General features: G+C 37.7%; 12 protein-coding genes. 7 read left to right on the forward strand and 5 right to left on the reverse strand.

The window, feature by feature from the left end; translation table 11 throughout:
* The 3 genes from VIH09_RS10325 to guaA all read right to left on the reverse strand — a co-directional run.
* The coding region (locus VIH09_RS10325; RefSeq protein ID WP_331580629.1) for an OsmC family protein at window positions 1-329 on the reverse strand (329 nt) is incomplete at its 3' end.
* A 25-nt stretch (window positions 330-354) separates the two neighbouring features.
* Window positions 355-2298 (reverse strand): LysM peptidoglycan-binding domain-containing protein, encoded by a 1944-nt coding sequence (locus VIH09_RS10330; protein ID WP_414656154.1) that lies wholly within the window; start codon window positions 2296-2298, stop codon window positions 355-357.
* 128 nt (window positions 2299-2426) lie between these two features.
* A complete protein-coding gene (gene guaA / locus VIH09_RS10335; RefSeq protein ID WP_331580634.1) occupies window positions 2427-3956 on the reverse strand; it encodes a glutamine-hydrolyzing GMP synthase in 1530 nt (509 codons plus the stop codon).
* A gap of 203 nt (window positions 3957-4159) precedes the next feature.
* On the opposite strand from guaA, the gene VIH09_RS10340 reads away from it, so the two are divergent.
* Window positions 4160-4684 (forward strand): hypothetical protein, encoded by a 525-nt coding sequence (locus tag VIH09_RS10340; protein WP_331580636.1) that lies wholly within the window; start codon window positions 4160-4162, stop codon window positions 4682-4684.
* Between the two features lie 192 nt (window positions 4685-4876).
* On the opposite strand, the gene VIH09_RS10345 is transcribed toward VIH09_RS10340, so the two are convergent.
* Window positions 4877-5578, reverse strand: a complete 702-nt coding sequence (locus VIH09_RS10345; protein WP_331580638.1) for a hypothetical protein — start codon at window positions 5576-5578, stop codon at window positions 4877-4879.
* A 171-nt stretch (window positions 5579-5749) separates the two neighbouring features.
* Entirely contained in the window at window positions 5750-6346 is a 597-nt protein-coding gene (locus VIH09_RS10350; RefSeq protein ID WP_331580640.1) for a hypothetical protein, read from the reverse strand.
* 252 nt (window positions 6347-6598) lie between these two features.
* Between VIH09_RS10350 and VIH09_RS10355 the strand changes: the two genes are divergently transcribed.
* The 6 genes from VIH09_RS10355 to VIH09_RS10380 all read left to right on the forward strand — a co-directional run.
* Window positions 6599-7009: a RidA family protein gene (locus tag VIH09_RS10355; protein WP_331580642.1), complete on the forward strand. Its 411-nt coding sequence runs from the start codon at window positions 6599-6601 to the stop codon at window positions 7007-7009.
* 41 nt (window positions 7010-7050) lie between these two features.
* Complete coding sequence (locus VIH09_RS10360) at window positions 7051-8304, forward strand: voltage-gated chloride channel family protein (RefSeq protein WP_331580644.1); 1254 nt, start codon at window positions 7051-7053, stop codon at window positions 8302-8304.
* A gap of 67 nt (window positions 8305-8371) precedes the next feature.
* The gene (locus VIH09_RS10365) at window positions 8372-9379 is read left to right on the forward strand and encodes a bifunctional oligoribonuclease/PAP phosphatase NrnA (protein ID WP_331580646.1); all 1008 of its coding nucleotides are present in this window, start codon (window positions 8372-8374) and stop codon (window positions 9377-9379) included.
* Between the two features lie 6 nt (window positions 9380-9385).
* The gene (gldI, locus tag VIH09_RS10370; RefSeq protein ID WP_331580648.1) at window positions 9386-10072 is read left to right on the forward strand and encodes a gliding motility-associated peptidyl-prolyl isomerase GldI; all 687 of its coding nucleotides are present in this window, start codon (window positions 9386-9388) and stop codon (window positions 10070-10072) included.
* Window positions 10073-10095: 23 nt separating this feature from the next.
* On the forward strand, window positions 10096-11223 hold the full coding sequence (locus VIH09_RS10375; RefSeq protein WP_331580649.1) for a peptidylprolyl isomerase: 1128 nt from the start codon (window positions 10096-10098) through the stop codon (window positions 11221-11223).
* A gap of 27 nt (window positions 11224-11250) precedes the next feature.
* Window positions 11251-12228, forward strand: a 978-nt coding sequence (locus tag VIH09_RS10380; RefSeq protein WP_331580651.1) for a peptidylprolyl isomerase, incomplete at its 3' end; no start/stop codon positions are given.

Raw genomic sequence — 12228 nt, forward strand, 5'->3', positions numbered from 1 at the left:
GTTCTCTCCAGAATGTTTTTGCTTTTTTGATCAACGTCGATATTCATTTCAAATGAAATTTCAATCGCACCAATTCTGCGAGGTTCCGCATTCATAATCTTAGTGACTGAGGCAACAGCGCCGCTCATATCAATCTCCAGAACATGGGCTTTGATACCCATAACGGTCATCATGCAACTGGCCAAAGCGTTCGCAACGGTATCCGTTGGCGAAAAAGCTTCGCCTTTTCCTTTGTTATCCAAAGGTGCGTCAGAAATAATTTCGCTGCCGGATTGCGTATGTATTGAAGACGTTCTTAAATCTCCAAGGTAGGTTACTTTTGATGTCATTCTCTAAATTGAAAGTTCTGGTATTTTAGTTCGCTTCTTTTAAAGTTAAGTCATTATCATAATACATGATAAACACGCCCTTATTAGTATATCCTCCATCAGGCTTTTTATAATATTCAAATTTATTTTCCACTTGTTTTGTCGCAGCAGAATTAACTGTTTCTTCAAAACTTGTGTTTTGCACCAATCGCATCATCGTATCGAAAGTCACATCAAAACCACGAGTTGCAAAATCACTTGGGTAAATATTATTTATTTTTCTGTATTCTTTGTCAAAAATTGAAGTCGCATCCGTATGACCATCACGTGTCACTGACGGATACATCAGTTTCAGTTTCGTGAGGTTCAAGTATTTAATTTCGTCAGTATCCAAGGTTTCATTTGGCTCTAAAATCACCAATTGCACCTGATATCCCGACATAGAACCCAGCATTGCCCCTATTGTCGTTTTAATCATCCAGGTATTCCCCGTTTCCATCACTACATAGTTCATCCTGTCTTTCACCAACATGCTTTTCAAACTTTCGGAAGACAGGCTACCATTTTCTTTGAAAGCAACAAATGGCACCTCTTTTTGATTTTCTTTGATGTATTGAACGATTGATTCTTTTTTCTTGTCAACCACCGCCATAATATTTCCATTATGGGCTCTCATGTAATCGAACATGGCGTTTTTTACCTCATCGCTAGTGGGAATAGTTTGGTATAAATTACTGAAAGGGCTCCCCACATCCTTAGACAATGGTGAAATAACCGGAACATTATTTTCACTCAACAACTGAGCGGCAATTTCCGCATTACTTTGGTAAAAAGGTCCAATTATGGCATTGGCCGTTTCCAAATTGTTCTTCTTAATAATAGAAGTAACACTTGAACTATTTTTAGTCTCCTCAGAATCATAAATCTCTATATCAATAGGAAGACCTAATACTTTGGCAGAGTCTATAGCCATCAAAGCACCAGCATAAAAATCCAATGTCATGTTCAAAAATTTATCTTTTTTCAAACGAGTCGAAGTTGAATTTATAGTATCCCCTTCCACTCTGGATATGTTAAACGGCAAAAGCAACACCATTTTTTTTCGGTCACCGAAACCGATTTTTTTTGATAAAGCGGTATATTCTTTTTTATTCTCCTCTACAACTGAAGCTTTAGAAGGAACTTTCAAAATCATTCCTATTTCTACGCCGTTCTTAAGTTCCGGATTCAGCGCAATAAAATCCTCTTGACTCATACCGAACGTTTTCGACAAACTGTAAAGCGTTTCTTTCGGCTGGACAGCATAATTTGTATACGTAATTTCTTCAGATGCCTTCAGTGGTTTTTGAATTGCGTCTTCTTTTTTAGATGCCACTTCCCCAATAACTTTAACATTTTTGGGCGAATTCCCTTTTATTATCAATCTGTATCCAATTGGCAAGCCACTTACAATTTCAGGATTACGTTTTTCAAGTTCCGCAATAGTAATACCATGTTTTCTGGAAATCGAATATTTTGTCTCTTTTGGAAGCACATCATGATAAATCAGTTTTTCTTGAACTGCTACTGCATTTTTCGGACTGTTTTTTACTGAAATAACAAGCGTTTGCCCTATTTGCAATCCGTCTTTTTCAATAAAAGGATTGGCTCTCTTTAAGTCATCATCAGAAACACCGTATTTTTTTTCAATACCATACAAAGTCTCCTTTGGCGTCACCAGATGCGTAAGTGTTTGCCCATTTGTTTTGACTGGAACACTTGGGGTTTTATCTGTAGATTTATTCGGAATAAGTATAATGCTATTTGGTTTCAAACCATTTCGCACGTCCGGATTTAACTGATAAATATCAAACGGGGTGACTTTATATTTCAATGCAATTTGAACTATCGTTTCACCTTTTTCCACTTTGTGCGTAATCGGTTTTTCTTGTGAAAAAACGGTATTTGTAAACAATACCATGGTAATAAAAATCGCAAAAAAATACTTCATCATTTTTAGATATAAAATTATTAATCAAAGACAACAAAACGGTATCAAATTTTATTCCAAAAATCTGATACCGTCTATATAAAGAACATTAGAAATAAATTCCTACTGTCAGAAAAAAAAGATATGTCTTATTCCCACTCAATAGTTGCTGGCGGTTTTGAACTGATATCATACACCACCCTATTTACGCCTTTCACTTTATTTATAATATCATTAGAAATTTTCATCAAGAAATCATATGGTAGATGAACCCAATCCGCCGTCATACCGTCAGTTGATTCCACCGCACGAAGCGCCACCACTTTCTCATAAGTACGCTCGTCTCCCATTACACCGACACTATTTACAGGAAGGAGGATTGCTCCCGCCTGCCATACCTTGTCATACAATCCCCAAGATTTTAATCCATCAATAAAGACAGCATCAACATCTTGCAGTATGCTCACTTTTTCTGGCGTGATGTCACCTAAGATACGAATTGACAGTCCAGGTCCCGGAAAAGGATGCCTTCCTAACAGTTCAGCATCAATTCCTAAGCTGGCTCCTACTCTGCGCACCTCATCTTTGAAAAGCATTCGAAGCGGTTCCACAATTTTCAATTTCATATAATCAGGCAAACCACCTACATTATGATGCGATTTTATTGTCGCCGATGGTCCTTTGACGGAAACTGATTCAATAACATCCGGATATATAGTTCCTTGCGCTAACCATTTCACATCTTCGATAAGATGAGATTCATCATCGAAAACTTCGATAAAAACGCGTCCGATAATTTTACGTTTGGTTTCGGGGTCACTCACTCCTGCCAATTCTGACAAGAAACGATCACCGGAATCAACGCCTTTTACGTTCAATCCCATTCCTTTGTATTGGTCCAATACATTTTGGAATTCATTTTTACGAAGCAAGCCGTTATTAACAAATATGCAATATAAATTTTTGCCGATAGCTTGGTGTAGCAAAACCGCAGCTACCGTAGAATCTACACCGCCAGAAAGTCCAAGAACGACCTTATCGTCTTGAATTTTTTCTTTTAGCTCTGCGACCATATCCTCGACAAAAGCATTAGGAGTGAAATTTTGCGGAACTTCGGCAATTTTAACCAAGAAATTCTCCAACATCTTTGATCCATCGGTAGAATGAAATACTTCAGGATGGTATTGTATCGCATAAGTGGGTTCACCGTCGATTTTATAAGCCGCGAATTCCACATCATGCGTGCTGGCTAATTTGACACCATTGGTTGGTAACGCTTTAATGCTGTCGCTGTGACTCATCCAAACCTGACTGTTAAGGTCAACTCCTTCGAAGAAAGTTTCGTTTGGTTTTATAAAAGACAAATTAGCCCTGCCATATTCTCTTGTGTTCGAAGCGGCCACTTCACCACCACTAAAATGAGCTAAATATTGTGCACCGTAACATACGGCAAGCATAGGTAGTTTCCCTCTTATTTGAGACAAATCCGGATGTGGAGCATCTTCTCCTCTAACAGAAAAAGGGCTTCCTCCAAGAATTACGGCTTTATAAGGGGATAAATCACTCGGAAAATGATTGTATGGGAAAATTTCGCAGAATATATTTAATTCGCGAACTCTACGCGCAATAAGTTGTGTGTATTGCGATCCGAAATCTAAAATAAGTACGTTGTGTTGCATGCGCAAAAATACTTTTTATATTCGGAATTGAAAAATTGAATTTAAAAAAATAATTGTTTATTTTTTTCTTTTTCAATAATCCCGACTGTTGGCGAAATGAGCGATTGCACTTTGTCTCGAATTGAGTTTTTTTTTCTTAAATTGGCTTTAGACTTAAAAAGACTATTTTTGTCCGAATACTAATCCTAATAAACACAAAAAAAATGATAACAAAAAAACTTATAGCCGTTGCTATTTTTGGAATTCTGGCAATTTCATGTAGCGTGGTTGATGACTTATTGACCTTTTCGATAGATAATGAAGCATCTGTAACCATTCCCGCCGGATTTCCTGTCAATACACCTTTAGACTTTAGTGCAGAAACTCCTTCTAATTCCAGCACCGTATTTGAAAACAACAATACAAATGCCGACAAAGTTAAGGATGTTAGACTTAAAGAGTTAAAAATGACGATAACAAATCCAGCTAATAAATCATTTTCATTCTTGAAATCAATACATCTGTATATTTCCACCAATGACAGTAACGAAATAGAATTGGCTTATTTAGACAATATTAATTCAACATCAAGTACTATTACCTTGACTCCCACTAGTGAAAAACTGGATATATACGTAAAAGCGCCAAGCTTCCGATTAAGAGTAAGCGCTGTCACAAAAGAAACGGTAACTGAAAATATTACTGTAAAAGCGGACATGAGATTTCAGGTCACAGCAGATCCTTTTTAGATTAATGGGAGACCGGCAATTATTATTCTTTTACAAAGGATAATAGTTGCCTTAATTCCTGTCCATAAGTTCCATTGGCTGGCAGAAATCATGCACAGAAACGGTAACTGAAAATATTAGGGTAAAAGCGGTCATGAGATTTCAGGTCAAGGCAGATCCTTTTCAGTTCCAGAAAGGCTAAAAAAGCAATTCTTATTCTTTTATAAAGGTAAATTTAGATTTAACTCCCGTATCAAAATTATTCCACAAGTCAGAAAGCAACATTTTTCCGTCTTCATCATAAATGTAAAAAGCGCCTGTATTGCCCCCTAAAGCACCGCGGTTCAAAGCTTCTAGCTCAAGGTCATTAATGCCGTCCTGAAGTTCTATTTTTATGTCTTTAAAATTGGTGTCCAGGTATAAATTATTTGCTAAAATAGTATTCTTGTAATTGTAAATAATTGTCGCTTTTATTAAATCGCCATCAATAGCACCATAATCCCGAACTCGGATCATTAACGTTTTTGACTTGGTACGAATGACTCCAAAATTCAAGTCCTTTACGTTAAGATAAGAAGCATCCTCTTTTAATCCATTATTGACTAATGATTTATTAATATTTTTATTCATTTTATCTCGTACTTGATCTCCAGGATTAATAAAATTATTGGTTTGAATCATAGAAATAGCGTCGGGCTCACCAATTTTAAAATTAGTGCTGGGAAGTTTTGATTCTGGTTTTTTGAAAATATTGGGCGCTAGGATATCTTGGGGCACAGCCTTTATAGGGGCTGCTTTTTTAGTTTTAATTCCTGTATCCAAAGGAGGTATTACTTTAAACTTAGAACTAAACTCGGTTTGAGAATAGCTGTTTATTGTAATACACATTATAATAACCAATAATATTTGTTTCATATTATACCACTTTGTTTTTTAATACTCTAAATATCAAGTTGCGACAAATATACCAAGCTTTCTATTTAGAAAACAAAACCTCTGGCGAACATTAAAAAAAATTAACCTATCAGATTGAAAAACATCCTAAATTTATTGTTCATTCCCAATCCATTATTAAAAAAAGAACCTTTATTGCTTATCTACTAGTATTGTAGCCTTATAGCCTTGACCTATATTCCATTGACTAGTAGAGATCAATTGACCTTTATCATCATATACTTTAAATTCGGCTGTATTGGGAGCGGCAAAACCTTCATTTAATGCTTCAAAATCGATTCTATTGACTCCTGGTTCAAGCTGCACTTCAAATCCTTTAAAGTCGCCCTCCAAAAGGACATCGTAATCTATAACTTTATAATTTACATAAATCATAATGCGGTCCCCGTCAACATAAGCGCCATCTCGATATTGCACTTTTGCTGTTTTAGAAGTGGTTTTATAGATACCTAAATCTTGATTTCTACGATACGCTTTAGAGGCTACAATGGTTTCATTTTTTGGTACTTTAAAATTGTTTTCTGGAATTGGAGCCGGAATATAAGGCATCACTTTAGGCGGCCCGGCAATTGGCGGAACTACTGGTTTAATTTTAACCTCTTTACTTCTCGGAGGTATCGCTTTAAATTTGTTACTAATTTCGTCCTGGGAATATCCTCTAGCAGAAAGTCCAATTATTAAAATTAAGAAGAAAATTCGATTCATAACGCTTGCGTATTGATTGATCATTTGTGCATTTTTTTTTAAAAATAAAAAACCAATATTATAAAATCATAAAAGTGGCATTATTTAACTTTCCTTTATAACTTGATATTTTCGAATTTATTACGTTTTAGAGTCTAAAAACATTTTATCAAAATTAAACTCTTTGATATAAAATCGGTATTTTTTATTTTGCTGTTTTTTATAAATTGCAAAAAATATACCATTTTTTAAATCAGGCAAAATTACTTTAAAAATAACCTTAAAAATTGAAACAAAATGAAAAGAGAAAACATATTGACAGGCTCAGAATGGGAGGATAAAATGGGATATTGTCGCGCTGTGCGAATAGGAAACAGCATTGAAATTTCAGGAACGGTCGCCATAGTTGACGGTGAAAAAGTAAAAGCGACCGATGCTTACGCCCAAACTTACAATATTCTCGAAAGAGTTGAAAAGGTGCTCGAAGATTTAAATGCTAGCATGAAAGATGTCATTCGTACGCGAATATTCACCACAAACATCAGTACTTTTGAAGATGTAGCTAGAGCTCATTCGGCTTTTTTCAAGGATATCAAACCAGCAACAGGTTTTTACGAAATCAGTAAATTAGTGGCTCCGGAATATCTGGTTGAAATAGAATTTACGGCCGTACTTCCTGAAAAACACAATAATTTGGATGGATTGTAATACTTTAGCATAATAGTATTTGGCAATTTCCCTACAAAAGAATGATTTCAGAAAAAATAAAAAAAACGATACTGCTCATCTTCAAATGGATTTTCATTTGTGTACTGATCGGATTCTTCTCGGGTTCCGCTTCAGCATTTTTGCTGGTGGCATTAGAATGGGCGGCAAGCTATCGGGGCCAAAACAACTGGATAATTTGGCTCTTGCCGATGGGCGGTTTGCTCATAGGTCTGGGATACCATTATTATGGCTCTTCAGTTGTAAAAGGGAATAACTTACTGTTGGAAGAATACGAAACCCCAAAAAAGACCATCCCGTTAAAAATGGCTCCTTTGGTGCTTTTTGGCACCATAATAACGCATCTCTTCGGAGGATCGGCCGGTCGTGAGGGAACGGCGGTGCAGATGGGAGGGGCCCTAGCGGACCAATTCACCGGAATTTTCAAACTTGACAATTCGGACAGAAGGACCCTTCTCATTTTGGGAATCAGCGCCGGATTCGCCTCTGTTTTTGGAACGCCGTTGGCGGGAGCTCTGTTCGCCTTAGAAGTTTTGTACTACAGCAAGGTCAGTTATAAAAGCATCATCTTGTCCTTTTTGGTTGCCTTTATCGCCTATTACACTGTTGAAATTTGGCACGTAAAACACACGCATTATTCCATCCCTATTGTTCCGGACATCAATCTAAAAATACTGCTTTGGATTATTCCGATTAGTATCTTATTTGGTTTTTCTGCCATGCTCTTTTCCAGAAGCACGCATTATTGGGGCATTTTGTTTTCCAGCATTAAATACCCTCCACTGCGTCCGTTTGTTGGAGGACTTCTGTTTGCTATCGCGATTTACTTCATCGGCACCACAAAATATCTGGGTTTAGGAGTTCCGATTATCTTGGAATCTTTTTCGAAGCCCAGCGAGTATTACGATTTTTTAGCCAAAATATTATTCACTGGATTTACGTTGGGCGCGGGATTTAAAGGAGGTGAAGTAACCCCCCTTTTCTTTATTGGCGCGACATTGGGAAGCGCACTGTCCCTAATTGTGCCCCTCCCTATTGCCCTGTTGGCAGGAATGGGCTTCGTGGCCGTTTTCTCTGGCGCAACCCATACTCCTATCGCCTGCACCATTATGGGAATGGAACTTTTTGGGATGCAAAGCGGAGCTTACATCGGAATCGCCTGCTTTATCGCCTATTTAGCATCAGGGTCTATAGGCATTTATCATTCACAGATAGTTAAAGGAGCCAAATATCAATTATACCAAAAATTCAAAAGGGAAAAACTGGACAATTTCTAATTTGAAAAAGTGTCTTATTTACTAAATGATTTCAAACTTTACATTAAAAAATGTAATTTCGCAGACTATGAAAATACAAGACATTCAAGCGATACAGTTGCTATTGGCAACACCAAAAAAAATTGCAATCATTCCGCATAGAGGCCCTGATGGCGATGCTATGGGTTCGACTTTAGGATTATACCATTTTCTGTTGAAAAACAATCATCAGCCGACCGTTATTGCCCCAAATGAATTTCCCGATTTTCTGGCTTGGCTTCCTGGTTCGGAAACGGTTAAGATATTCGAAAAAGACCGGGAAAACAGTGTTAAAATTCTTGAAGCGGCCGATCTGATTTTTACTTTGGACTTCAATGCTTTGCACCGGGTGGGTGGGGAAATGGAAAAGGTATTAGCCGAAATGAAGGCCCCTTTCATCATGATCGACCACCATCAAAAACCGGATGATTACGCCGCATATATCTATTCTGATACTTCCTTTGGCTCCACATGCGAAATGCTCTATAACTTCATTTCCTTTCTTGGAAAAAAAGAGGATATTAACAAAACAATTGGAACTTGCATTTATACCGGAATTCTTACTGATTCGGGCTCCTTTAGGTTTCCTGGAACTACAGGAAACACACACCGAATTGTTGCCGAATTAATAGATTTAGGCGTTGAGAACACTAAAATCCCAACATTGCTATTCGAAAACAGCTCCTACAGCCGTTTGCAGCTTCTGGGAAGAGCACTTCAAAACCTGAAGGTGTTGTCCGAGCATCAAACCGCCTATACCACGCTGACCCAAGATGAATTGAATACCTTTGGTTACATAAAAGGCGATACCGAAGGGATCGTAAACTACGGATTAAGCATAAAGGGAATTGTTTTCACGGCGATTTTCATCGAGAATAAAGAAGAGAAAATCATCAAGATTTCATTCCGTTCCCAAGGGGATTTTGACGTGAATCAATTTGCGAGGGACCATTTTCAAGGCGGAGGGCATCGCAATGCCGCGGGTGGAAAGTCAGAAACGTCAATGGAGGAAACAGTGCGTAAATTTGAGGATTTAGTAACAAAACTAACGATATAACACACCATGAAATTTAGCCAATATATCACAATCGCATTCTTTTTGTCCGTTTTAGTGACAAGCTGCAAACAGCACCAAGAGGTAAGAAGACCAATTTCCCATACTTCCGGGAGTTTCATGAAAAAATCAGTGGAAAGAAACAAAAAACTAGTGGCCACTGAGGAAGACCGGATCAAAGCCATAATGAAAAATAATCCTGCAGTGGAGTATTTCGCTTCATCAAAAGGCTATTGGTATTCCTATGAAACCAAAAATGAATTGGATACTTTAACTCCAAAAAAAGGAGACATCGCTTTCTTTGATTATGAAATAAAAGACATTGACGGAAATATAATATACTCGCAACTGGAATTAAGACCACAGACCTATTATATTGACAAACAAGACATAATGATGGGATTAAGGGATGGCATAAAGCTGATGCATAAAAACGAAACGGTCAACTTTTTTTTCCCTTCACATATGGGATTTGGCTATCATGGCGACAACAAAAAGATAGGTATAAACCAACCTCTACTTTGCACAGTGACACTGCGTGATTTTAAACCAGAATCTGTTTATAAAAAACAGATTGAAGCAAAACAGGCCGTTGCTAAACTTCCGGAACAAGCAGTATCGAAGGACAGTACGCCCAAGCAAGCCACTCCCGTAAGAAAACCAATTCAAAACATAAAACCAAAAGACAGCCTTTAAACAATAAGTTAATTTATATCAATATGAAAAAAAGCATCCTATTCGTATTACTCGTAATTACTACATTTTACTCCTGCAACGAAGAAAACAGCAATCTTCCTGATGGTCTCTATGCAAAAATTGAGACAAACAAGGGAGACATTATTGTTGCGTTGGATTATAAAAAAGCACCAATCACGGTCGCTAATTTTGTTACTTTGGCGGAAGGAAAAAATGATTTCGTAACCAATGACAACCTAAAAGGAAGACCTTTTTTTGACGGATTAAAATTCCATAGGGTGATTAAGGACTTTATGATTCAAACGGGAGACCCTTTAGGCACCGGTTCGGGAGATGCAGGCTATAAATTTAAAGACGAAATTAACGATTTGCGTTTTGATGAGGGCGCAGTTTTGGCTATGGCCAATAATGGTCCCGCAACCAACAGCAGCCAGTTTTTTATTACGCACGTTGCCACACCATGGTTAGACGGGAAGCATACCATTTTTGGTCACGTGGTAAACAAAGGAATGGATGTAGTGAACTTGATTGAACAAAATGATTACATCAATAAAGTCACTATCATACGAAAAGGCGAGGCCGCAAAAAAGTTTAATGCCGTAAAAACATTTTACGATTATTTTTCGGTCGAATCTGAAAATCAAAAGAAAAAACTGGCTGTCGATGCGAAAAGCAAAAAAATGTACGATGAAAAATACAAAGATGTTCGCGATGACAAGGTCAAATATTTTAATGCCTTAAAAAGCAAAGCAACTAAGACCTCAACTGGGCTTATGTATGTCATCACCAAAAAGGCTGGAGGTAAAAAACCAGTGAAAGGTTCAACAATATACATCGATTATGCAGGCTTTCTCGAAGATGGCCAACTTTTTGATACTAGTCTCGAAAGCGAAGCGAAAATATTCGGTAAATTTGATCCTAACAGAGCTGCCCAAAACGGCTACCAACCTATTCCGTTTCAAGCGGGCAGAAAGGATGGTATGATTCCTGGATTCATCGAGGGATTGGAAAAACTGTCTTTTGGCGATAAAGCAATATTGTTTATACCTTCTCATTTGGCCTATGGCGCAGGTGGTGCAGGAGATGTTATTCCACCAAACACTAATATTGTTTTTGAAGTGGAACTATTGGAATCAGTACCTCAACAATAAAAAATTTGAATTTAAAAATCGTACAAAATGAAACTTAAACTTTTATTTTTAGTTTGCATAGGGATGCTAAACGCGCAGGCTCAGAACAGTAAAAAACCTGTTCCTGCAAAGAAACAAATGACGGCAACCACGAATGCCGTAAAAAAGCCCGTTGCAGTTGAAGGAATTTTCGCAACCATATTTACCAACAAAGGGGAAATAACGGTGCAACTGGAATACCAAAAAACACCCGTAACGGCCGCCAATTTTATTGCGCTGGCAGAGGGAAAAAACACGCTTGTCACTGACGAAAAACTAAAAGGGAAACCCTTTTATGACGGCTTGAAATTTCACCGTGTGATCAATGACTTTATGATTCAAACGGGAGACCCTACAGGAAGCGGGGCAGGAGGAACAGGATATGCTTTCAAAGATGAAATCACGGATTTAAAGTTCGACAAAGGCGGTATTTTGGCTATGGCCAATTCAGGGCCTGCCACAAATGCGAGTCAGTTTTTCATCACCCACAAAGACACACCTTGGCTAGACGGGAAACACACTATTTTTGGGCATGTCACCGAAGGGATGAATGTCGTTAACAGCATCGTTCAAGGTGATGTCATCACGAAGGTTATAATTGCAAGGAAAGGAACTTTGGCTAAACAATTTAATGCTCCAAAAACCTTCACGGATTATTATGACAATAAGGCTGAAGATGTTAAAAAACAAGCATTAATTGAAATCGAAAATCAAAAGAAACAAGCGGCTCTAGAAGCGGAAAACAAAAGGGTTTACAATGAAACATATGCCCCCGTTATCGCTTCAAAAAAGGCGTTTTTTGGCACAGCAAAAGCCACCGCGACGACTACAGTCTCAGGATTGACGTACAAAATAATTCAAAAAGGAGGCGGCATTAAACCGATTGACGGCAGCACTTTCTATTTCCATTATGCGGGTTATTTTGAAGACGGAACCTTATTTGACAGTAGTTACGAAGACGTTTGCAAAGCATACGGAAAATACGAT

It is taken from the genome of Flavobacterium sp. (genome assembly GCF_036515215.1).
Classification (GTDB): Bacteria; Bacteroidota; Bacteroidia; order Flavobacteriales; family Flavobacteriaceae; genus Flavobacterium.